Source organism: Veillonella montpellierensis (assembly GCF_947090115.1).
Taxonomy (GTDB): Bacteria; Bacillota; Negativicutes; order Veillonellales; family Veillonellaceae; genus Veillonella; species Veillonella montpellierensis.
In genome coordinates this window covers 73,432-97,344 of sequence record NZ_CAMUMS010000010.1, presented here as the reverse complement: position 1 = coordinate 97,344, position 23,913 = coordinate 73,432, and the positions used below count along the sequence as shown (strand labels likewise).

The 23,913-nt window shown below is 36.9% G+C and carries 18 protein-coding genes; 12 read left to right on the top strand and 6 right to left on the bottom strand.

The genetic code is table 11. From position 1 onward, the window contains the following. Window positions 1-57: 57 nt before the first annotated feature. From P6940_RS06640 to P6940_RS06625, 4 genes are all read right to left on the bottom strand, one after another. Window positions 58-816: a TIGR03943 family putative permease subunit gene (locus P6940_RS06640; protein ID WP_277288035.1), complete on the bottom strand. Its 759-nt coding sequence runs from the start codon at window positions 814-816 to the stop codon at window positions 58-60. A gap of 12 nt (window positions 817-828) precedes the next feature. After that, window positions 829-2,406 carry a permease gene (locus P6940_RS06635; RefSeq protein ID WP_277293559.1) on the bottom strand — a complete coding sequence of 526 codons (1,578 nt, stop codon included), beginning with the start codon at window positions 2,404-2,406 and terminating at the stop codon, window positions 829-831. Next, the gene (locus P6940_RS06630) at window positions 2,403-3,431 is read right to left on the bottom strand and encodes a CobW family GTP-binding protein (RefSeq protein ID WP_277293558.1); all 1,029 of its coding nucleotides are present in this window, start codon (window positions 3,429-3,431) and stop codon (window positions 2,403-2,405) included. The genes P6940_RS06635 and P6940_RS06630 overlap by 4 nt, the downstream gene beginning before the upstream one ends. Before the next feature lie 622 nt (window positions 3,432-4,053). After that, window positions 4,054-5,397, bottom strand: coding sequence for an MFS transporter (locus P6940_RS06625; protein ID WP_277293557.1), 1,344 nt, complete (start codon window positions 5,395-5,397; stop codon window positions 4,054-4,056). Window positions 5,398-5,800: 403 nt separating this feature from the next. Between P6940_RS06625 and P6940_RS06620 the strand changes: the two genes are divergently transcribed. The 10 genes from P6940_RS06620 to P6940_RS06575 all read left to right on the top strand — a co-directional run bounded on the left by P6940_RS06620 (window position 5,801) and on the right by P6940_RS06575 (window position 19,286). After that, the gene (locus P6940_RS06620; protein ID WP_277293556.1) at window positions 5,801-6,916 is read left to right on the top strand and encodes an SEL1-like repeat protein; all 1,116 of its coding nucleotides are present in this window, start codon (window positions 5,801-5,803) and stop codon (window positions 6,914-6,916) included. 362 nt (window positions 6,917-7,278) lie between these two features. Continuing rightward, on the top strand, window positions 7,279-8,502 hold the full coding sequence (locus tag P6940_RS06615; RefSeq protein WP_277293555.1) for a sodium/glutamate symporter: 1,224 nt from the start codon (window positions 7,279-7,281) through the stop codon (window positions 8,500-8,502). Window positions 8,503-9,292: 790 nt separating this feature from the next. Then, a complete protein-coding gene (locus P6940_RS06610; protein WP_277293554.1) occupies window positions 9,293-10,744 on the top strand; it encodes a nicotinate phosphoribosyltransferase in 1,452 nt (483 codons plus the stop codon). Between the two features lie 88 nt (window positions 10,745-10,832). Next, window positions 10,833-11,654, top strand: a complete 822-nt coding sequence (gene nadE / locus P6940_RS06605) for an NAD(+) synthase (protein WP_277293553.1) — start codon at window positions 10,833-10,835, stop codon at window positions 11,652-11,654. 38 nt (window positions 11,655-11,692) lie between these two features. Further along, window positions 11,693-12,382: a nicotinate-nucleotide adenylyltransferase gene (gene nadD, locus P6940_RS06600; RefSeq protein WP_423839125.1), complete on the top strand. Its 690-nt coding sequence runs from the start codon at window positions 11,693-11,695 to the stop codon at window positions 12,380-12,382. After that, on the top strand, window positions 12,379-13,716 hold the full coding sequence (locus tag P6940_RS06595) for a threonine/serine ThrE exporter family protein (RefSeq protein ID WP_277293552.1): 1,338 nt from the start codon (window positions 12,379-12,381) through the stop codon (window positions 13,714-13,716). The genes nadD and P6940_RS06595 overlap by 4 nt, the downstream gene beginning before the upstream one ends. Window positions 13,717-14,388: 672 nt before the next feature. Further along, entirely contained in the window at window positions 14,389-15,198 is an 810-nt protein-coding gene (locus P6940_RS06590; protein WP_028257962.1) for a hypothetical protein, read from the top strand. Between the two features lie 16 nt (window positions 15,199-15,214). Further along, a complete protein-coding gene (locus tag P6940_RS06585; RefSeq protein ID WP_277293551.1) occupies window positions 15,215-16,321 on the top strand; it encodes an AAA family ATPase in 1,107 nt (368 codons plus the stop codon). A gap of 11 nt (window positions 16,322-16,332) precedes the next feature. Then, a complete protein-coding gene (locus tag P6940_RS06580) occupies window positions 16,333-17,796 on the top strand; it encodes a VWA-like domain-containing protein (RefSeq protein ID WP_277293550.1) in 1,464 nt (487 codons plus the stop codon). Between the two features lie 611 nt (window positions 17,797-18,407). Then, window positions 18,408-19,286, top strand: coding sequence for a LysR family transcriptional regulator (locus tag P6940_RS06575; protein WP_028257965.1), 879 nt, complete (start codon window positions 18,408-18,410; stop codon window positions 19,284-19,286). A gap of 205 nt (window positions 19,287-19,491) precedes the next feature. Here P6940_RS06575 and P6940_RS06570 read toward each other — a convergent pair whose 3' ends face one another. Further along, entirely contained in the window at window positions 19,492-20,253 is a 762-nt protein-coding gene (locus P6940_RS06570; protein WP_028257966.1) for an SDR family NAD(P)-dependent oxidoreductase, read from the bottom strand. A 349-nt stretch (window positions 20,254-20,602) separates the two neighbouring features. Here P6940_RS06570 and P6940_RS06565 point away from each other — a divergent pair, with 349 nt between their 5' ends. Beyond that, window positions 20,603-21,061, top strand: a complete 459-nt coding sequence (locus P6940_RS06565; RefSeq protein ID WP_277288022.1) for a peroxiredoxin — start codon at window positions 20,603-20,605, stop codon at window positions 21,059-21,061. 456 nt (window positions 21,062-21,517) lie between these two features. Here P6940_RS06565 and alr read toward each other — a convergent pair whose 3' ends face one another. Further along, window positions 21,518-22,630, bottom strand: a complete 1,113-nt coding sequence (alr, locus tag P6940_RS06560) for an alanine racemase (protein ID WP_277293549.1) — start codon at window positions 22,628-22,630, stop codon at window positions 21,518-21,520. 279 nt (window positions 22,631-22,909) lie between these two features. Between alr and P6940_RS06555 the strand changes: the two genes are divergently transcribed. Continuing rightward, window positions 22,910-23,833 carry a LysR family transcriptional regulator gene (locus tag P6940_RS06555; protein WP_277293565.1) on the top strand — a complete coding sequence of 308 codons (924 nt, stop codon included), beginning with the start codon at window positions 22,910-22,912 and terminating at the stop codon, window positions 23,831-23,833. Window positions 23,834-23,913 lie beyond the last annotated feature (80 nt).

Below are 23,913 nucleotides of genomic sequence, written 5' to 3'. Positions count from 1 at the left end.
ATAGAAAATTCGATTTGTTGCTACTGTATAGTATAGGCGAGTTAATGAGTAAGGAACTTATAGATTTGGATAAATATAACCATCAATTGGCATGGCATCCATGATTTCTACGTTGGTTACATAAGGACGAAGACGACCATGATTCATGCGTGTGTTAATATAACCTTTAACAGTAATCCAGGTTCCCTCTGGAAGTCGTTCATTATTTGGCGGTTCTGTCACCATACCAAATGAGGCTAAATCGGCAAGACAACAAATGAGCAATAAACGGGAAGTAGTAAACTCATTACCTGTTAATTCTGGCGATGAGTAGGATACAAAGCCAGTCATGACTACTTCATAGCCTTTAAATTCATCAACATTTTTAGTGATTTGTAAAATGGTTTTATAATAATTGTTACTATTTAATAAAATACGTTTATGTGTTCGATCAATACCGTCACCAGTGACCGCTTCTAGGTCGTAACCAAATGGTTTGTCGTCAATGGATACGACGGAAATTTCCTTGTTATCACTAGGAGAAGCGATGGCATAGTTAGGATATATGAGAAGTGGCACAGAGAGTAAAATTAGCGGTATTATACAAGTGAAACAATGCCAATATTTTTGCTGATATTGAACTGTAAATAGGCGTTTAGCTGACAGTAGACCCCATATAAATAATAAAGCTACAAAGAACCATAACCAATAGAAAGAGCGGGGAGATACTAAACTTTTATAGATACCACTTATAAGTAAGTAACTAATCAATAAGGCTAATAGTATGGATAGACAAGCTTCGCATAGTGCTTGTTTATTAATATGTGTTAATTTCATAATGATCACCTGTTAGTATATAGCTGTTGCACCATAATACGCGAAGAATAAAGAAGCAAAGAAACATACTATACATGTAGTAATGAATAGACGTATGATAAATGACTTTGGAAATGAACTAGATAGGATGAGAATATTTTTGACATCCATCATAGGCCCTAGTAGTAAAAATCCCATAATTGCATTGAGTGGTAGATGGGTACTAAAGCTTTTGGCTACCATTGCATCCGATGTGGAACATAGAGATAGTAAACAAGCCGCTACCATCATACATAGAATGGATAGAGGAATATTGTTTTGTATGATCTTGGTGGTTACTGCATAGGTACCAAATACTTGGAATAGAGATGCCACCAATGAACCGACAATCATAAAAGGCGCCATATTGTAAAACTCTTTACGGCTATGTAGTATGAGTTGCTGCCAACGCGATGGCTGTTTATTGTCAAAGTCCCAGGTGGTAGCGTAGGATTTACGCATGGATTGAGCTAGATTGTCTGGTGTAAGTCCTCGATAGCGACTAAAGGTAGCACTAATTATGATGGCCCCTAGTATACCTAGCACTAAACGCCAAATCACTATTTCTGGTTGTCCATTAAAAGCGTAGTAGGTAGCTAGTATGGCAATTGGATTAGTAATAGGACTAGAGAGCATGAACATCATGGCTACGGGCACAGGGACACCTTTAGCGACTAAGCTTTTAAAAATGGGAATCGTCCCACAGTCGCATACAGGAAAGATGGCACCACTTAGCATAGCAACTAGATAGCCTTTAATAGGATTTCCAGACAATAATTTTTCTAAATAGCGAGGTGGAATCAGAATCTGTAAAAGCCCAGATACGATGGCTCCTGCTGCTAGAAATGGTAGGGCTTGTAATAAAATGGATGTCCAAATTAGTAGCATTTTATATATGTTTGCTATAGAGGCATTTGGCACATATAGTAAAGCGCCTATATAGAAAATGGCTAATAGCAAGGCGAGCAGCAAGGGACGCGATAGATGAGATTTACGAACCTTAAAAATCGGTTTTTCATTCTCTCTATACGTGGATTGACGAGGTGGTAAGTTTTCTATATCGTGCCATGTATAGATAGGTCGATTATGAGCCATCTTTTGTAATAGGGTTGGCACTTTCCCCGTTGTCATAACGATTAGTACATCTGCTTGTTCTAGTTGGCTAGTAGGGGCATTTCCTGTTAAACCAAGCATATGCTCACAATAGCTAGTTGTTGTAACATAATATACTTGTGATAGTGAAAAGGCGGCTTTCATAGTCGGTAAGGCGCATAAACGTTCCAACAAAGAAAAATCTGCCATACCATTCCATTCAATCCACACTTCTTGAATATAATTATGTGCTATATATTCTGTAAGTTGCGTAGCAATCGTGTGGAGTGAATCGTCGGTAGGAATCGGCAATGATAGAACGTGTTTTTCGTCTATCGTTGCATGGCCTTGTTCACACTGACCAATTAATATACGCGACGCACTACGAGCGTTAGTCATTGCTTTTAAGCACGTAGTTTTTCCCGTACTGAGAAACCCCATGACTACATAGAGAGGAATTTTTTTATTGTTATAACTCATAAGGCATCATCCCATACAGCATGCACCTCATCTTCTGATAAGTGAGAACCGATAATAGTTAGACTGTTACCAGCAATGTCGATAGGTGCATCACTTATAGCATGTCCATTGTACTGAAAGCTCCTATAACCCTCTGGTGTAGGTAGAATTCCCTTTATACGAAGAATATGGTGAGGCCATGCATGTATTAGTTGCTCTATAGCAGCTATGAAGCTGCTAGTTGCGTGCGGATGCTGGATAGTTAGCGTAATCGCAGCAAACACGTCATGGGCCATATGCTCATGGGAATGCTCGTGATGATCATGGTGCTCGTCGTGGCATCCGCAGTCATGATTATGGGTGCCATCATTGTCAGCTTGATGCGGGCCATGGTTATGGGTCTCTGTATGAGAAGAGCTTGTTTTCTCCGTAATAGACGCATTATCATGGGACGCAGGGCCCATTAGATAGTCATAGAGTGAAATGTCCTGCCATGATTCTGTGTGAATGGGAGCAACATGATTAATGTCTTGTATACCATCAATTAATTCTTTCGTTTGTGCTGGCAATACATGAGCTTGACTAAGAAAAATATGATGGGCATAGGTTAATTGATTTTTGTAAAATTCGCCAAAATTCCGTAGTAATAATGTACCTTGTTGTGCATCGGCAATAGTGATTATATAATCTACAGATACTTTTTCTTCTAATTCCTTAGAGCTACAGGCTTGTATAATGTCTGATAGTTTGGCGACGCCAGATGGTTCGATAATTAATAAGTCAATCGGCTGATCGGTTGTTTGTAATGCTTGTAATACAGATGTTTTAAAATCACCTGCTAGACTACAACAAATGCAGCCAGAGGTGAGTTGTGTTAATTGAATACCTGTATTTGATAATATATCAGCATCATAACTAACACGACCAAAATCATTTTCTAGTATCATTAGGCGCTCTGGTGCTGGATATTCATTAATGAATTGTTGAATGAAAGTCGTTTTGCCGGCCCCAAGAAAGCCAGATATAATCATAATTGGTGTTTTCATACATATTTCTATACTAGGTAATTAGTATAGCTCCTTTCTATAGTATATAATAACAAATTACTTATGATAGTAAAGGATAAACTCTGTAGAGATTATCGTATGTAGGATTACAATAGACTATCTTTATGAACGTTATATCCCTATCACTTGTATGTTAGATATGGTATGCTCGAGAAAATTATATAGTCTTTCATTAGAAGGATTATATAGTTAATAGAATACCTTTATTATTATATACCTATGTAACGAGTAGAATCTATGGAGAACTGAATAATTTTGATAGGCCATAGTGTTGATAGTGTGTTTGGGGCTGTTATTATTAAAAGTGTTTTTTAAGGCGTAGTTTTTCTCTATCATCTATCAATATAGGCAATGATAGAATAGAGTGGTATTTTTATGGAGTCTATTCTGTTATATGGATCTATTGGGCGGTCCAGATAGATAGAAAGCCTTATAACAATGAACACTGGCATACATCATTATACTTTGATGTATGCCAGTGTTATTATGTATTGTAGATAAGGTTAGCTATCATAGCCTATCTATATGATACAGTATTTTTTTGAAAATTTATCTGTTATAGCCTATGCCATGTGAATGAGTAATAACTACCGCCTAGTTATTATTTATTTGTGTTAGAGAATGGTTTAGATCCTGTTTTTTCTTTTGGTAATGTTAAACAGAGTAAGCCGGCTACAAACATAGCGGCCCCCATAATGTAATAACCAAGGTTAATATTTCCCGTATATTGTTTAATGATACCTAACATGTAAGGCCCCACTAATCCGCCTAGATTACCAGAGGAATTAATGAGTCCCATGGCACCAGCAGCGGCCGCTCCTGATAAGAAGGCGGTAGGAACGGTCCACCATACGCCCATGCCACCATATACGCCAACGGACGATAAACAAATGCAAATTAAGCTTACTAATGGCGTAGGTGCTAGTGGTGTAGTAGCTAAGCCGATAGCACCTACAAATAGTGTAAGGGCGATGTGCCAACGTTTTTCACCAGTTTTTGTGGAAGAATGACCACACCATAATTGAATTATTAAGGCTGCTATCATAGGAAAGACGATGGACCAACCAACTAAACTAGGGGACCAACCGGATAAATTTTTTAGTACTTGAGGCATCCAAAAACTAAAACCCCAAAATCCGACAACCCATAAGAAATAAATTACGCATAATTTTAATACTGTAAGGTCTGTTAATGCTTGCCATATGGTATATTTTTTTTCGCTTTGTTTTTTTGCTTCTTCCTTTGCTAATTCAACAGCCATATAGTTTTTTTCAGCATCTGTTACCCATGAAGCTTCACTAGGATGCGCTTTCATCCAGAAGGCAAAAATGAATGCAAATATAATAGCTGGCACAGCTTCGATAATGAATAATGTTTGCCAACCGTGTAAACCAAATAAATCCATTTCTAGTAGTGTACCAGCTAAGGGTGCACCAATAATAGAAGAAAATAGTAGAGACGTTAGCATATAGGAAATGGCTTGTGCCCGTTCTGATGGTACATACCAGTTTGGAATTAATAGGGAATAGATGACGGGGTAGAGTGATGCTTCACATAGGCCTAATAAAAAGCGATATAGGTAAAATTCAAATTGCGTGCTCATAGTTGTCATTAGTATGCAGACTAATCCCCAACTAAACATGATGCGAGCGACCCATTTCATGGGATTAAATTTAGAGGCTAGTATAGAAGCAGGTACTTCAAAGACTACATAGCCGATGAAAAATATGCTGGCCCCAGCGCCAAATACTTCTGGTGATAACCAGGGTAAGGTATCTTTCATGGTCATTGCAGCATAGGCAATATTGACACGATCTAAAAAAGCGATAATGGATACGAGAAATAAAGGTAAGATAACATGTAACAAACGACGTCTTCTGAAATCTTTATGATCGATTGTTACTACCGATGATTGACAATTTCCCGCTTGGGTTGGTTGTTCCATATACAGGACCTCCTTATACAATTCATACTATAGTCATACATCAAAAATATAGTAGGTTGAACGAAAAGAGGTCTTGTGGACCTAATTTGATGGTTGGATAAACCTTTATGGTGAAAGATGCTGTATATATCTTATGGATATGGACAGCAAGGTCGAACAAATCACTATTTTTTTATTATAACAAGGGGTATCAAATATTTCAAATCTGAAAGATAAAAATAGGTACTACATAGTTTCTCTTATGGTCGATGCACTAGCAGTATGTGAAAGACTATTTATAGTGTATAATAAATGGTGTTGTTTTATGTATTATTATATTTATATTGTTTGACTAGAAGAAGTACAACTTATTTATAGATTGTGTAAGGGTAGTCATTATAGATAGAGAGACAAGGAGATAATCATGGTGATGGTAAAGACCAATGAATTACTTCGTAAAGGGGAAGTATTATTTTTATCCTATCAATTAGAAGAGGCGTATGCTATTTTTTCTGAACTGGCACAGGAAGGAGAGCCTCGGGCTATGTATTTTATTGGGGAGTTATATTGGCAAGGGTTTGGACTCGCTTCGGTGAATCACGTTATGGCCTACGAGTGGTATAAAAAAGGTGCTAAATTAGGAGATCCTTTATGTCAACTTTGTACGCTGTTACATATGGAGTTAGATAGCAAAAAGGATAGTAAGGACGAAAAAATTCAGGAAAAGATTAGCGATTTACTTCCTATACTAGAAAATATGGCGAAAGCGGGAGATGCTTTTGCACAATATGAGTTGGCTAGTGTATATGCAGGGAAAAGTGGTACTACGATACATCATCATAGAAGTACACATTGGATGCAATTAGCAGCTAGTCAGGGACACTATGGTGCTATGAGTGAACTAGTTAAGTCTGCTTATGCGGATAAACGATTTGACGATGCCTTTGTTTGGTGTGATAAGTTGGCCCATATGGGGCGTGTGCACGCTATGTATAGTTTATCTACATTATATAAAGAAGGCCTAGGTTGTGATAAGAGTGAGCAACAGGCAGCTATATGGTTAGAAAAAGCTGCTACGGCAGGATATGCAAAGGCGCAAGTCGAACTAGCTGTCTATTATGAAGAGCGAGAAGATGAAGATAGCGCTCTATTTTGGTATGAAAAAGCAGCAGAACAAGGTGTTCTTTCTGCTCAGGTTGAAGTTGCTTATGCATACATGGGAACTACTGTAGTCGCTGCTAATCATGAAAAAGCTTGTTATTGGGCTAATCAGGCAGCAAAACAAGGCAGTAGGGACGGTAAATTCTTGCTAGCTCAATGTTATTGGGAAGGGTTGGGCGTAGATATGAATCATGCGTTGGCAGATAATTTATTAACTGAATTAGCAAATACGCAGGAAGCAGATATTGTATATAGTGTGGCTCGTATGTATGCTAAGTATGGGGGAGAGGAAAAAGCACAGACCTACATGATACAAGCGGCAGAACTTGGATCTAAAGAAGCCAAAACTGTTATAGCTACGAATTATGAAACTAAATAAGGAATAAATTTTCTTTATATAGAATATAGTGTTATCTGTGTCATAGTGTGGATAAGAAACATGATGATGAGGGTATAGTATTTACAAATCCATATATAGACAATCTTTTTGGAGATTACCATAGATATACTGACCCGTTAATGTATGGTGTATACATAGAGAAATCAGTAAATAATAATTGTATTTTTACAAATTTTTATAGTATAATATAAAAAATAGTAATACGTTCTATAGAAAAAGTTATAACTCTATTCTTTATATAGTAGAACCTAGATTTAGGTGTACATGTGAAGTGAGTGTAATTTTATATAGAGGTTGCTATGAAGTAATCATGCATTATGTGTGCGAGGGAGGTATAAATTATGGGTGGCGAAGCATTACTAATTAAAGTAAGCAGCGTACAAGCTGTAGCATTAGCCTTTGTAACATATTACATTGGCGTTTGGATAAAAAGTAAATTTATAACACTACAAAAACTAAGTTTACCATCAGCTGTCATCGGAGGGTTACCGTTTGCTCTTATTCTTTCTATATTACGAGTATATGGCATTTTAACAGTTGAATTTGATAATGCCCTATCCACAGTGGCTTTATTGGTATTCTTTACATCGATTGGTATGATGGCGAGCCTTAAATTAATTAAATATGGTGGTATGGCACTGATTGTGTATTTATTGGTATCTACTGTACTAGGTTTTTTCCAAAACTTATTGGGAATGACCATTGCTGGTGCGATGGGCATTGATCCGCATTATGGTATCTTGGCTGGTGCTGTATCGTTAATGGGCGGCCTTGGTACATCGGCAGCATTTGGCCCTTATTTTGAAGAGACGTACGGTATTACAGGAGCAACTACTGTGGCGATTACATCAGCTACTTTTGGTATGGTGATTGCTTTAGTACTAGGTGGACCATTTGGCGAATTTTTAATAAAAAAATATAAAATTGCTACACCAGGACATCATAGTGATGATGATACACATTTAGAACCACATGTGTATGATATGTCGATTTTGGAAGAAGAAGAAACTACAGATGTTAATGGTACATTAAAAGCATGTGCCTTTGTATTCTTGGCTGTAGGGTTAGGTGCTATTTTAAGTTCCTATTTAAATGAGCTTATTACCTTACCAGCGTATATTGGTGCCATGTTAGTGGCAGCGGTTATTCGTAACATTGGTGATTTTACTGGCAAATACCGCGTGCAAGGTGGCGGATTGAATGTAGTATCTGAAGTGGCATTAACCGTGTATGTAACGATGGCGATTAACAGTTTGAAACTATATGAACTTGTTAATTTAGCGGGCCCTCTTATTCTTATACTAATAGGTCAAACTGTGTTAATGATTCTATTTGCATGGTTAGGGTATTTCTTACTATTTGGTAAAACCTATGATGGAGTCATGCTTGGTGTAGGTGGTATCGGTTTTGCTATGGGTGCTACAGCCAATGGATTGGCTAATATGCAAGCGTTAGCTGAAAAATATGGGCCATCACCACGAGCGTGGTTGATTGTATCGCTAGTAGGAGCCTTTTTAATCGATTTTATTAACGCCATTATCATCACTTGGATGGGGGCTTGGTAATACTTATAATCTATACAGATTATGAGTACTTAATCGCCTTTACTTACTATAGTATCCATATATGCAGTAAGATATGTATAGCGTAGATGATTAATAAGATTATAAAAACGTTGAATTGCATAGTAATAGTAGTAACTATTACTCATGTAACTCAACGTTTTTTTAGAATTTTTATTTTATTTATATCCTTATGGTATTGATTGTGAGGATGTGATAAGACATTAACTTGGTTGGTAACTTGATTTTATGAATCATCCTTGGGAATACACTCATGCAATCGTTTGATTTCATTTACATTGTGTATGCAGTGTTACCTTTCATTGGTAATATAGTTTCACGTGCCTATTGGCTTACAGACTGTATCATTTTATGAATATTAGGTAGAGGATATATTCCATATGTCTGTACATACTAATATAAGAATGTATCACTTTGACGATGTACGAGTATTATGATTTCTTTTACATGTAGCAATAATGAGTCATTGCCAGTTGGTATCACCTGGACTATCGCATTGATGTATTGGTGATGCTCTTACAAGTCTATATTTTTATAGTAGTATTTTATACGTTTTTGGAGCATCATGTATAATCTATTTCTTATATATGTGTATTATTAGAGGAAACTATAGTAAAATAAATACAGAGTTTTGCATCATTGCATCTAAGCTGTGTTATACACAGCGTAGAAAATCGTATGCACTTTGGAATAGTAAAGATATATAATAGTTATATCATGTTAGAATAATTAATAATAAGTATGCATGTAAGTTAGTATAAGGTGGTAGCATATGGCTCAGAATAGTCAACGAAATATAACGATGCTCATGGATTTATATGAGCTAACCATGAGTAATGGATATTTTTCTGATACGTATACAGATGAACAAGTTGTATTTGATGTATTTTATCGAAAAAATCCAGATAATGCAGGATTTTCCATCTTTGCAGGGTTAGAACAAGTGATTGAATATATAGAAAATTTACATTTCGATGAAGAAGAAATTGCTTATTTGCGATCCTTGCAGATTTTTAAGGAAGAATTCTTGACCTATTTATCGACCTACCAGTTTAGAGGACATATTGAGGCGTTACCTGAAGGGACGATTATGTATCCCCATGAGCCTATTTTAACGGTAACGGCATCGATTATTGATGCACAATTAATCGAAACGGCAGTATTAACGATATTAAATCATCAATGTTTGATTGCCACTAAGGCACAACGTATTGTGAAAGCTGCTGCAGGTCGTGGCGTAGCTGATTTTGGTGCACGGCGTGCTCATAATGTGGATGCTGCAGTGTATGGGGCTAGAGCTGCGTATATTGGTGGTGTTGCTAGTACGGCTACAGTATTAGCAGGACAGATGTTTTCAATTCCTGTGAGTGGTACTATGGCGCATAGTTGGGTTATGTATTATGGTGATGAATATGAAGCGTTTAAGCAGTTTGCCAGTGTATATCCTGATGCCACTATTTTATTAGTTGATACATATGACGTACTACATTCTGGTATACCGAATGCTATTAAGCTAGCGAAAGAAGTGTTAATACCACAAGGAAAACGATTACAAGGTGTACGATTAGATTCTGGGGATTTGGCGTATTTGTCACAAAAAGTGAGAGTTATGCTCGATGAAGCAGGACTTTCAGATTGTAAAATTATGGCCTCTAATAGTTTAGACGAATATACAATTCGATCCATTTTACAACAAGGTGGTGCCATCGATGGATTTGGCGTAGGTGAACGATTAATTACGGCTAAATCAGATCCTGTATTTGGTTGCGTTTATAAGATGGCTAGCGTGAAACGAAATGGACAATGGGAACCGCGTATCAAGGTGTCTGAAAGTATTGAAAAGATAACCAATCCTGGACGAAAAGCATTATATCGTGTGTATGATGCTAAAGGATTTGCCATTGCTGATTTAATTGCCTTGGCAGATGAAACCGTATCTATGTCTGCACCGTATCGCTATATTCATCCGCAAAAACCATGGAAAGAGATGTATTTTGAAAACTGTACGGTAAAACGATTGCAAGTGCCCGTTATTGATGGGGGAAAACGAGTGTATCCTAAGCAGTCGCTTACGGACATAAGAAAGTTTGTACAGCATCAAATTGAGCATGAAATTTGGCGAGAAGAACAGCGATTTGAAAATCCTCATATTCATTATTTAGATATGTCACCTTCTTATTATGCTATGAAAATGAATTTACTTGATAAAGTAGATAAACACTAATTACATAGATACATACAAAATTGTTACTCATTGATAGGAATGTGAATCATATAAAAATGGTGATAAATAGTATATAATGGAGAGTAAGATGTTAAAAAATGCAAAAGAAACAGCCTTAGCTATCGAAATGTGGATTCGTAATTATTTTGATGCCGCAGGGGAACATACGAAAGCAGTTATTGGCCTATCGGGTGGTAAAGATTCTAGTGTAGTAGCAGCCTTATGTGTGGCCGCTATAGGCAAGAATCGTGTCATTGGTGTTTTAATGCCGAATGGGGAACAACGTGATATTGCCGATGCTCATCGAGTAGCCAATCATTTAGGCATTCAGACAGTAGTTATTAATATTGCATCTGGAGTTAACAGTATGTGTGACGCTATCGAGACGGGCTTAAAGCAATCACCTAGTATGTGTAGGAATTTGATGAATATAGAAACTGAGTCGAAAGGGTCTACACTCTTATCACAAGATACAATGATTAATTTACCAGCTCGTATGCGTATGCTTACTTTATATGCAGTAGCACAGTCTTTACAGGGAGGTGGTAGAGTAGCTAACACGTGTAATGCTTCGGAGGATTATGTAGGGTATTCTACGAAATATGGTGATAGTGCTGGTGATTTTAGTCCATTGCAACATATTTTAGTAGAAGAAGTGCGTCAGTTAGGAGAAGTACTAGGCTTGCCGTATGAGTTAGTGTATAAAGCTCCATCTGATGGGTTGAGTGGCATGACAGATGAAGATAAATTAGGATTTACCTATGAAGCATTGGATCGTTATATTGTCACTGGACAATGTGACCAGGCTAATTTACAAGCGAAAATTGATCGATTGCATGAAAGGAATTTACATAAATTGCAAGTCATGCCGGCGTTTATATTAGACCCATCTAGTCGATTGCGTGAGTAAAGAAATATGGTAGTTTGCAGTGCTTAATGGGGGTTGTGATGACAACTGTTAATCAGGTTAGGGGATGGGAGCATTTGAAAGAAATAGAGCATATAGATGAACATCGACGTATCGGTGTTTTTGGAGGGACCTTTAATCCTATTCATATGGGACATCTGATGATTGCTGAGTTTGCTACAGAAGCATTTGGATTAGAAACAACTATTTTTGTGCCTACTGGTAGTCCACCACATAAAGATGTTGCTATAGCGAGTGCAGCAGATCGATACCAGATGACAGCACTGGCAATTCTTGATAATCCGCGATTTACGATATCTGATATAGAAATACAGCGAAGTGGTGTATCATATACAGTTGATACAATCCGTGAATTGAAAAAACAGTATCCTAAGGAAACAGAATTTTATTTCATTTGTGGTACTGATTCGATTCAAGATTTACCAAATTGGAAATTCAACAGAGAATTATTAGAACAGGCTTATTTTATAGGTGCCACTCGCCCAGCTGGGTCAGATTTTATTGGCAATATTATTGATTATTTTGGCGCATTAGGAAAAGAAAAAATTCATTTATTGGAAGTGCCAGAATTGGCATTATCTGCTACTGTTTTGAGAGAGAGACTTAAGGCGGGACAATCTGTTCGCTACATTGTACCAGATGTAGTGATTCGATATATTGAAGAACATAGTTTATATAGTGGAAATTTACAGATAGAGTATTTTCTATGAAAGAAACAGAATTATTTTATGAACAGCCCTTTACGATGATTGGGCGTAAAATGAAATTATTAGTGGATACAGGCCGCTTATTATTAGAAAAAGGGTCTGATACAAATCATTTGATACGAGATGTAAAACGAGCCGCAGTATTTATGGGGATGCATGAAGATGATGTACATGTTCATGTCACTCATAATACAGTTATGGTGGCGATTACGACGGAAGATCGGTCCTATACATCGTTTACCAAGACTACATCCCATAGTGTAGATATGACTAAGTTGTCGGCGTTGAGTAAATTATCGTGGCGTGCGTTGGAGAATCGTTATACACTAGATGAATATGAAGCGGAATTAGAACGTATTGAACATATTCCATCTCACTATCCATTAATACTACGATTTTTGTCAGCAGGTATGGCCTGTGCAGGATTTTCCATATTATTTGGTAGTAGTTATTTAGCAGCTATGATAACGGCTGTTTGTGCTACTATTGCGTATGCTATGCGTCGCGCGTGTGAACACTTAAAGTTTAATGGATTTATTAATATAGCCATTGCAGCCTTTGTAGCAACTGCATTAGCAGGGCTTTCTTGTTATGTGGTGGGAGATATTACCACTATGACCTATGCCATGATTTGTGCTAGTTTATTTTTAATTCCTGGTGTACCATTGATGAATGCCGTTAATGATTTGCTCAATGGATTTACAATTTCTGGTGTAGGGAGAGCCGTTTTTACCTTACTTATTGTAGGGTTTTTAACATTTGGTATTGTTGTGGCCATACATTTGCAACCGCAGGGGAATATTAGTCAATTACCTATTTTACCTACCTTTGTGTCGCCCATTCATATTATAGCTGGAGGCATTTCAGCATTAGGCTTTTCTACGTTGTTTAATACGCCAGTGCGCTTGTTGCCTTTTGTTACTTGTGGTGGTGCATTAGCGGTAGCTATACGTAATATACTATTAGTGTCGATGTCGTTTGGGTTGGTATCCGCCTCTTTGGTGGCTACCATCGTAATCAGTGTAGTCATGATATTTTTGGCAAAAAAGGGGAATACGGCAGTATCCGTTTTATCGATTCCGTCAGTGATTCCCTTAATTCCAGGCGTGTTATTATATCGCTTTGCTTATGCGATTATGCAAATTAATGGATTGGATCCGAATGGCTTTTTACAAGCAGAGCAAGCTGGATTTACAGGAATTATCACCATCTTTTGTATGACCATAGGTGTAGCAACACCTACTTTGTTTGGCAGCAGTATTATGAATCGTGATAAAAGTGAACGGGTGCATATGCTTGTAGAAGCTCGTCGTAAACAAGATTCTTTGCATTCGTAGAATAATTTGTATGTACAAGGCTCTTTAGTAGAGAGCCATCATTGATATGGTTAAGAAATCGTTTTATGGGTAATCATGAGGATGATAGATATGTAGATATCTACCATCCTCATGGTTACTCTATTTATATAGGGGAATGTGAGAAAGTGAAAATTTAGTGTTATGTCATGATGTCTTATATCTATATTCCATATAGAGTGTGTAGGTGCAATAATTGATATTACATTAGTAGGCACGGTATTTATATTTCATATAGAATGTGTAGGATAGATACTTTCAAAATAGGCGTGACTTTGTTATAATACACTTGATTGAATAAAATCGATATAAAGATATATGTTAGAAACATACATGTGTAGTATCTGACTGTATAGTTCATAGTTGGCTAGTCCGTTATGCATAGTGTGTTTGTGGATATAGTTATTGAATGCGTAGACGAATCACTTGACGGTCGTGTTTTGTAACGTGTGATTGGTGTATATAGCGACTGTGAATGTGGTAAAAACGCGGGCAATAGAGAGTCTAAGTAGTAGAGCTAGTATTAGTTTATTACATCCTATCGTGAGGTCATGGATAGTAGCAAATTGTATATAGCATATAACATGATGAGAGTATATCGTTTCTATGATGAGTAGCGCAGTATATGTGAATCGTGCTCTAGGAGGTACGCCTGTGGATGAATCAAAAGTAATACAAATGTTACAAATCAATCCAAGAGGATTAGAAAATATTTCAGATGCAACGGAAGCAATGCAACTGGCTGCAGTTACTACGAATGGATTAGCATTAGCCTATTGTCATAATCCGTCTGACCGGGTGGTGATGGCAGCTATTGAAGAAAATGGCAGAGCGGTAGAATATATTAAGCACCCCAGTGAAAGCATATTAGAATTTGTAATTGATAAAGGGTGGAATTATTTGGAATATATAGATAGTCCATCAGAAGCAATTGTGAAACGTGCATTAGCACAGTCTGGTTGGGCTATTAAATACGTGAAGAATCCTAGTGAAGAGTTACAATTATTAGCAGTAGAAACTAATTTTGATGCGATTCAATATATAGAAAATCCATCGCAACAGGTACAAGAAATGGCTATTCGTCATAATTATCAAGCCCTTCGGTATATCAAAGTTCCTACCTTTGCTTCGGAATGTTTAGCGGTTAGAGAACATGAAAAGGCTATGCGATTCATTAGTGATTTAACGATGGAAAAAGTATTACAATTATTGGCTGTAAACAGTTTGATTATTAAATATGTGCCACATAATTTGTTGCCACCTGTAGAAGCGATAAGAAAGGCGTTGGCTACGGCATTAGGAGAGGAATCAGTTTGTGAAACCTATGTAAGACAATTTATGACTGTTTTTACCTTGGATGATGGACAGGGAAACTCATTGATTAATAAATTGGCACTTGTAGATACATATGGTAGTGCTAAGGCGAAACGTATTGCTATGGATGAGCGACTAGCATTTAAATAAGTAAGGAAGATGAATTATGAATTTTAGTGAAACAATGCAAAGTTTAAATATTGTGCTAGAGGCTCGACAAGTGCCTTTACTCGTGGGCGGCACAGGGATTGGTAAAACCTCATTAGTAGCGAAGGTGGCATTGACTCATGGATGGACATTGATTACGATTGATGGCAATTTGTTGAAAGAAGGGGAAATTGGCGGATTACCTACTGTTAAGACACATAAAAAAAGAAATGCGTCCGGTGACGTAGAGGAAGAGAAGATAACTGTATATGCCATTCATCATAAATTGTATGAGGTGGATCAAGCCGTTTCACAGGGGCAATCTGTCATATTATTTATTGATGAAATTAATCGTTGTGAACATGCAGTGCAACAAGAATTAATGAACTTGATTTTGAATCGAGAAATTAATGGGTATCAGTTGCCGGAGAAAGTTCATATTGTGGCAGCTATGAATCCAGTTAACTCCTATGATTATGAAGTGACTGAAATGGATGGAGCACAAGAAAACCGCTTTGTTTGGTTATATATGGAAGCGGATTATAAACAATGGCTTGATTGGGCCGTAGCATCGGGGATTGAAGAACGGGTCATGGAATTTATTTCCACATTCCCTGAGTATTTGAATAAAGCCAATGAAGATGATATTAATGCGACACCACGTAGTTATGAACGCATATCTAATTTATATACGATTTATAAAGAGAAGAAAGAAACAATTCCTCGGTCTGTATTTTTTAATTTGGTTCGCGGCAATGTAGGGTCTATCATTGCAGAAGAGTTTGTCAATTTTGTGGAATCTGAGTATCAACCACTAGTATCTTATGAAGATGTATTTGAAAAACCTACTTGGTCTAGCTCTATGGAAAAGAGAATCCGTGAAGAAAGTCATACGCGTTTATATTTAGCAGCACGCAATATACTAACACAATTAGAACAGCGTATAAAAGACAAAGAAATAGATGCGCCAAAAGCGATAGAAAGATTGGTAGCGTTTCTTCGTGCCTATCCTGTAGATTTGCGTATTGCTGTTATGAAGAGTATAAAACAAGACATGCCTCATGTATATAATCAAGCACAATATGATGCAGCCTTTGTGGACATATTCTTTGCAGCCTATCGATAAGAGGTATAACTATGAATCTATACATGGCAGATATGCTCTTAGAAGAGGCGAGAGCTATAGTAAATGACTATGAGAAAAGTCAGGCTCATATTGTTCCTCATGTAGAGTTTGATGTGCTTGGCACTATGACAGCGAATGTGGAAAAAGATCCATTGGTTGTGCCGGAGAGTTATAAAAGAAAAGTACTAGATTATCTACATCAGTTAAATTTACGACTTATGGATGGAACGGATAATTTTTATGGATACTTTTTTCTTCAAATGCAACATGATGTGCGGTTTGATATAGCTAGTCCTACAGGAATTGCTTTTAAAAAAACAAAATATGTGTTGTATATTAATCCTTTGCAATTTTTTGCCTTATCGCATCTACAAATGGAGAGTGCTATTAAGCATGAAATTTTACATATCGTATCGCTTCATTTGTTACGTGTACGTGATTTGGATGCTAATTATAGTCAATTGGCTATTAATCTAGCTATGGACGTGGTGGTGAATACACAATTAACATCATTGCCACCTGATGCAGTTGATTTAACATGGGTAAATCGTCAATTTAGAATATCCTTGCGCCCTTTTAAAACACTTGAATATTATGTGGAGGAAATTCAAAAAGCAATTCACATGAAAGATGGCGTTGATGCAGCAGGGGCATCTGTTGCTGTTGCTGTACATGAGGAAGCTAGTGAGATTTCTACACATTTGGATCCACGTCGCATGCACGATATATGGATGGAATGTGATGATGTATCGGAAGAAATGATAGAGACATTTACAGAAACATATATTGATGCGGCTACAAAAGGAGAACTAACGGGGTATTTAGCCAATCAAGTAGCCATTATTAAAGATAGAAAAGATACATTACCATGGCACTATTATTTAAAAAAAATAGTGGGAACTGTAACAAATGCTCATAGAAAGACGACAACACGACGTCATAGACGACAGCCAGAACGACTTGATTTGAGAGGTACATTGCGAAATCATCGCGCTAAGATTGTAGTAGCCCTTGATACGAGTGGCAGTATTAGTAATCACGAGTTTATGGCGGCTATGGAAGAGGTCTTTCAAATTGTTAAGAATTACAATCATGAAATTACGATTGTAGAATGTGACAATGCGATTCGTCATACGTATCGTGTGAAAGATGTTAAGCAGTTGGAAGAACGACCTGCTAAACGAGGTGGCACAGCATTTAGTCCCGTAATTACATACTGTAATCAACAGTCTATCGATTTGTTGATTTATTTTACTGATGGAGAAGGTGAGACTTCCTTAGTTGTACCACCTAGAGGTTATCGCGTATTATGGGTATTAACGGGACGATCAAAAGGATTATCGTTGCATACCTCCTATGGATTAGTTAAACAATTGCGCCTTGTTCCAGAAACAGAAGACACGGTAGATTTTTCTGATTTGCGGACAAGTGGATACTCTATGGCAAATCAACCACGAGATGCAGATATTATGTAGATTGTATAAAGGGTAGATCCACTATATATAGTGCTTCTACGACCCTTGTGCATGGCATTCTTTTGTTGCGCGGGAAATGAGGGACTACGCCTTTTATACTTTAAAGAAGAGGTACACTAGGTAGGTCATCTGTTTACGGCCACCATACAGCAAGAAAGTACTGAATTTTTGGGTAGTAAGTTATGCTCTTTTTTAACGATGCCAGTATATATAGAAACATGTTTTGTGTACTAGTTGGTGCGTATCCATTAGTGTGGATGGTGTATAGAGCAATAAAAAAACAGCCCCGAGAGAGTGTGGACTGTTTTTTTATATGCTTTGTGTTATTGGAGAGTAGATTTCTTAGGAATGTACAAAGAAATCTAGTTGAGAGAATCATAATAATGAGAGCATCATTATGACTATGAATTATATAATCGATAGTATATAATTCAACTTTCACACACATTATAACGCTCGTTACAGGATTATAAAAATGGCAAAAAATTATTATATACATAAAAGTTTGTTATAGATATAATAGATGTAAGAGAGGGGATAGTGGGCTATGGATATACTCCTATATGGGAGCTAGTAGAATTGGTTGTATTGTAGTATAGGATGAGTGTTATATGGATAGTAAAAAATGTGAAGCCTTTTTAGCAGCCATTGATTATGGGAGCTTGACTGCTGCTGGTGATGCCTTGGGGTATACACAACCTGGCATTACACGCATGATTAATACGCTAGAAGAAGAATTAGGATTTAAGCTGTTTGTGCGAACTAAAAAAGGTGTGTCTGTAACACCTAATGGAGAAATTATGATTCCCGCATTTCGTGAAATCGTGAGAGCACAGAGGGTGGCGGAAGAATTAGGGTCTACTATACAAGGCATGTTAAGTGGTGTATTGACGATTGCCGCCTATTATAGTATTTCTGCAGTGTGGTTGCCTGCGATTATTCAGCGATTTCAAAAAGATTATCCTTATGTAATCATTCGCGTTAACGAGGGAGGGAATCGAGAAATTGCACAATGGTTACATGATAAATCTGTAGATTTAAGTTTTGCGGCACAACCAAGTGAGAAGGTGCCATGTGATTGGATTCCTTTAGTTCAAGACGAAATGGAAGTGTGGTTACCGATAGATCATCCAGCGACAAAAGCAGCATCATTCCCTATTGAACAGTTAAATGGTGCTCCCTTTATTATGACTTCAGCAAATCAAGATACAGAAATTGATCGTTTGTTAGCGAAAGAATCATTAATGCCAGATATTAAATTTTCTACTAAAGATTCCTTTACAACCTATTGTATGGTAGAAGCTGGCTTGGGGATTAGTATGAACAATCATTTGATTTCACAGAAATGGTCAGGGCAAGTGAAACAATTGCCATTTAATCCACCTCACTATGTAGAACTAGGATTAGCCATTCCTAATTTAGAAGAAGCTTCACCGGCAACGAAAGTATTCATTGACTATGTGAAATCCTTCTTGGAAACGATCAAATAATCTGTGCTAGCGTTTTCCTCTTCCACATGTGATGCGTGTGAGAGGATGCATAACACTATGCTAGCTTATGGAGTTGACTTGCCTTCACATGTATGAAAAAATATGATAAGTCGGATTAACATCATGGTTAGGAATTAGAAAGCGTTAGGATAGACATAATGACAGATAGCGCATAGAATGCGCTATCTGTCATCTAGTACGTTCATTATATATGTTTGGATACCATAAAACCTGTGGCTTGTTGATTAGCCATGATAACCATATCAGAAATTTGAACCCGCCGTGGCTGGTTTACTACATAGAGAATTGTGTCGGCAATATCTTGTGCTTGTAAGGCTTCGATGCCAGCATAGACATTAGCTGCTTTTTCTTTGTCTCCGTGAAAACGAACTTCACTGAACGGTGTTTCAACGATACCTGGTTGTATGGTAGTTGTTTTTATATTCGTATCAATTGTGTCAATACGAATTCCGTCACTAATTGTTTTAATGGCTGCTTTAGTGGCACAATAGACGGCACCATTGGCATAGGCATAGATACCAGCTGTGGAACCAAGATTGACGATATGTCCTTGATTAGCTTGTATCATAAATGGCAAGACTGTGCGTGCTACATAGAGCATGCCCTTAATATTGGTATTAATCATGGTTTCCATATCATCAAGACTGCTGTCTTGGAATGGATCTAAACCTTGTGCTAGGCCTGCATTATTAATTAATACATCAATACCACCAGCAGAGGTAATCATTTCTGGAATCATTGTTTCTACAGCTGTGCGATCTGTTACGTCCAATGGAAAAGTTGTCACGCTAATGCCATAGTTATCTGATAAGGTTTCTTTTATATGTGCTAACTTATCTTGACGCCTACCGCATAGTAAAAGGTTATCTCCATAGGCGGCAAAAGCCTCAGCACTTGCTTTACCAATACCTGATGTAGCACCGGTTATTAATATTGTTCTTGCCATAGTTTGACTCCTTTTCTTTTAGCATATAGTATCGTTATCATTCTTATTGTACCTAGATTTTGTGATTTGTAAAAGAAAAATATGATTTTTAGGTAACAAGTTAAAGAAATTGTGAGATAATTATGAATAGATAAGATGCTAAATTATATGATATAGCATTTATAGTTTATTCTATCATATACATAGCTATATTCATTATTGGTGAGATAGAGTTGTATTGGCAAGAGCTGATGTTAAATTTTATAGGTTTATAGAAAGGAGGAAGGGATTTTTATGGTTAATAAGGTATGTGTGCATTGTTGATAGTTATAATGTATACGCTTTGTTTGACCATATATCCTTATATAGTATGTTAGAAGTAGGTTTACAAGCACCTGATTTTACAATGCCTAACCAAAATGGTGACATGGTTAGTTTGCATGATTATCGAGGTAAAAAAGTTATTTTATATTTTTATCCAAAGGACAATACGAAGGGTTGCACTATGCAAGCTCAAGAATTTGCTAGACTACAAGAGCAATTTGCAGCAGAAAATGCTGTGATTATTGGTGTTAGTAAAGATAGTGTAGCATCACATAAAAAATTTGAAGAGCAGCATCAATTGCCATTTACATTGATTTCAGATCCAGAGTTAACAGTTATTCAAGCCTATGATGTATGGGGAGAAAAAAATATGTATGGTAAAAAGACAATGGGATTGATTCGTAGTACGTATATTATTGATGAAGCAGGTATTATTATCGGAGCCTTTGGTAATGTACGAGCCGCTAAAAATCCTGAAAAAATGTTGGAAGAAATTAGTAAATAATCGATAGGTTTATAGCTATGAAATATAGTATTCTCTAAGGAAAGCATATAAGAATAGCCACTATGATTGCTTCATACAGATTAGTATAGTGAAGTATGAGTAGATAATTAGTAGCTAGCAAAGTAATTTATATATTGTATAGGCATAGTGTTAATAGATTGTGGATTAGGAATAGATAATTAAAAGATAGGTTGCTATCGATCGATTATTTAATGGAAGTTTATCAAAAAAGTCACACCGTGATAGAATACTTTTCATTTTAAGAAGTACTCTATTTGGAGTGTGACTTTTTGTTTATTTATTTTCTATATGGAGTAAATTGTTGACTCTATGTATAGAGGTATCGCTATTTTTGATGGGTATCGTATTTCGCGTTATATTGGATAGAAATGGTCATGTGTAGCCATCGTGCTGATGATAATTGCTAGGGAAAGGTATGACTCTAATTAGTATCGACTATAGGTAGTGACGCGGAACGCGTTCAGAAAAACCACAGAAAATTTCATAAGGAATAGTGTCGGCTAAGGCTGCTATATCTAACACCGATATGGTTTCATTCCCTTGGGAACCTAGTAATATGACAGGCTCACCAGGATGTATATCAAGAGTATCTGGCAGTGCTACCATAAGTTGATCCATACATATGCGACCAACGATAGAACAATGAGTACCCTTGATTAAGACAGAACCTTTATTGGATAGACTGCGTGGATAACCATCTGCATAGCCGATAGGAATAGTGGCTATTTTCATGTCTTTAGGCGCTATATAGGTACTGCCGTAGCCAATGCCAGAACCAGCAGGCGCTTGGTGTACATGAACTACTTCGCTATGAAGGGATAGGGCCGGTTGCAAGTGTAGCGTATTCGGCACATCTACTGATGGCATAATGCCATATTGAATAATACCGGGTCTGGCATCCGTAAATAAACTGTCTGTAAGCACTAATAAACCAGCACTATTCGCCAAGGAAAAACGATATTGCTTATTAGGTCGAGCCTCTTTGACGGTGGATACTAGACGATTAAATAGTTGTGTTTGTTCATGAGCATGTGTTTGATCCGCCGCATCAGCATTGGCCATATGTGAGAAAAAACCATTGATTCGTAATTGTGGATATGCGTCTATTACATCAATCCAATGTAATACTTCCGTAGGGGAAATGCCAATACGATGCATACCTGTATCGACGGCAATAGCTACTTCAATTACTCTATTGTGTTTACTAGCACAGGCATTTAATGCTTCAAAATCAGTAGATTCACAAACGGCAGGAATTGTATTAGTTGTGGCAATTAAATCGAATGATTGTGGTCGAGTTAGTCCTAATAGATAGATAGGAGCCACGATACCTGCTTGTCGAAGGGGAATTGCTTCTTCGGGGATAGCAACAGCTAGTGCATCATAGCCTTCCTCTATGGCTATTTGACTCACGATGACACTGCCATGACCGTAGGCGTTAGCTTTTACAACGGCTGTACATGTCATGCCATTAGGTAGACTATTTTTTATGGCACGTAAATTGTGGCGAATACATGTGGTGTTAATTTCTAAATAGGTAGGTCTCATACTATATCTCCTAACCTATACAGGATATCAGTAATTATAAGCTTGCTTGCATCAACTATACATATAGTTAAGATAAAGGAGCATACTTATTGTCTGTAATGCGTATATAGAATTACTAACGGTATCTGTTTGTACTCATCATACGCTATAGTAGTATAGGTAATAATATATTATTCTATAACTTTCATAGAAATGTTACAATAGAAAGATAAAAGATAATAGATTATATGAATCTTTTAATGAGTATAATGAACGTCTATGAAAGCGAGGCACTATCCGTTGACATTATTACAATTAAAATATATTGTGACTGTTGCTGCAGCAGGCACGATTAGTAAAGCGGCAAAACAGTTATTTATTGCACAACCAAGTTTGACAGCGGCTATTAAGGAGTTAGAACAAGAATTGGGTATTACTATCTTTAATAGAACCAATAAAGGAGTTATTTTGTCGGTGGAAGGAGAAGAGTTTTTAGGCTATGCACGACAAGTCATCGATCAAACCAATTTAATTGAAGAAAAATATTTTGGACAAGAACCTGTGAAACATCAATTTTGTGTATCTACGCAACATTATTCTTTTGCCGTAGAGGCATTTGTGGACCTGTTAAAGAATCATGGTGGTGAAGAATATGATTTTCGTATTCGTGAAACACAGACCTATGAATTAATTGAAGATGTAGCAAAATTGAAAAGTGAAGTGGGAATTTTATATTTGAATAGTTTTAATGAAACTATTATTCGAAAAGAATTGCGTCGCCATGACTTGAAATTCAATCCTTTGTTTACAGCACAACCGCATGTATTTGTCAGTGTGTTTAGCCCTTTAGCTAAGAAAGAGATAATTACCTTAGAGGATTTAGAACCATATCCACGATTATCCTATGAACAAGGTGAACATAATTCATTTTACTTTTCTGAAGAAGTGTTGAGTACACGTGATGCGAATAAAGATATTTTAGTATGTGATAGAGCAACATTATTTAATTTGTTGATTGGCCTTGATGGATATACTATTTGTAGTGGTGTTATCAATGAAGAATTAAATGGAGAAAATATTGTAGCTCGTCCGTTGGATGTAGATGATCCGATACAGATTGGTTATTTGACGCATAATAAAATTGCGCCTGGCCGATTTGGTCAACTTTATATTGAAGCGCTTAGAGAACGAACTAAGGATTATTCCATTGACAAGGCAGTATAGAAAGATACTTATGTTTCTTATCCATTTATGATATACTATCTTTATAGAAAGTTATCGATATGAACGTATTTCCTGTATAT

Coding starts and splice junctions, on each gene's coding strand:
- P6940_RS06640 (WP_277288035.1), bottom strand. CDS start 816: ATGAAATTAACACATATTAATAAACAAGCACTATGCGAAGCTTGTCTA.
- P6940_RS06635 (WP_277293559.1), bottom strand. CDS start 2,406: ATGAGTTATAACAATAAAAAAATTCCTCTCTATGTAGTCATGGGGTTT.
- P6940_RS06630 (WP_277293558.1), bottom strand. CDS start 3,431: ATGAAAACACCAATTATGATTATATCTGGCTTTCTTGGGGCCGGCAAA.
- P6940_RS06625 (WP_277293557.1), bottom strand. CDS start 5,397: ATGGAACAACCAACCCAAGCGGGAAATTGTCAATCATCGGTAGTAACA.
- P6940_RS06620 (WP_277293556.1), top strand. CDS start 5,801: ATGGTGATGGTAAAGACCAATGAATTACTTCGTAAAGGGGAAGTATTA.
- P6940_RS06615 (WP_277293555.1), top strand. CDS start 7,279: ATGGGTGGCGAAGCATTACTAATTAAAGTAAGCAGCGTACAAGCTGTA.
- P6940_RS06610 (WP_277293554.1), top strand. CDS start 9,293: ATGGCTCAGAATAGTCAACGAAATATAACGATGCTCATGGATTTATAT.
- nadE (WP_277293553.1), top strand. CDS start 10,833: ATGTTAAAAAATGCAAAAGAAACAGCCTTAGCTATCGAAATGTGGATT.
- nadD (WP_423839125.1), top strand. CDS start 11,693: ATGACAACTGTTAATCAGGTTAGGGGATGGGAGCATTTGAAAGAAATA.
- P6940_RS06595 (WP_277293552.1), top strand. CDS start 12,379: ATGAAAGAAACAGAATTATTTTATGAACAGCCCTTTACGATGATTGGG.
- P6940_RS06585 (WP_277293551.1), top strand. CDS start 15,215: ATGAATTTTAGTGAAACAATGCAAAGTTTAAATATTGTGCTAGAGGCT.
- P6940_RS06580 (WP_277293550.1), top strand. CDS start 16,333: ATGAATCTATACATGGCAGATATGCTCTTAGAAGAGGCGAGAGCTATA.
- P6940_RS06575 (WP_028257965.1), top strand. CDS start 18,408: ATGGATAGTAAAAAATGTGAAGCCTTTTTAGCAGCCATTGATTATGGG.
- P6940_RS06570 (WP_028257966.1), bottom strand. CDS start 20,253: ATGGCAAGAACAATATTAATAACCGGTGCTACATCAGGTATTGGTAAA.
- P6940_RS06565 (WP_277288022.1), top strand. CDS start 20,603: ATGTTAGAAGTAGGTTTACAAGCACCTGATTTTACAATGCCTAACCAA.
- alr (WP_277293549.1), bottom strand. CDS start 22,630: ATGAGACCTACCTATTTAGAAATTAACACCACATGTATTCGCCACAAT.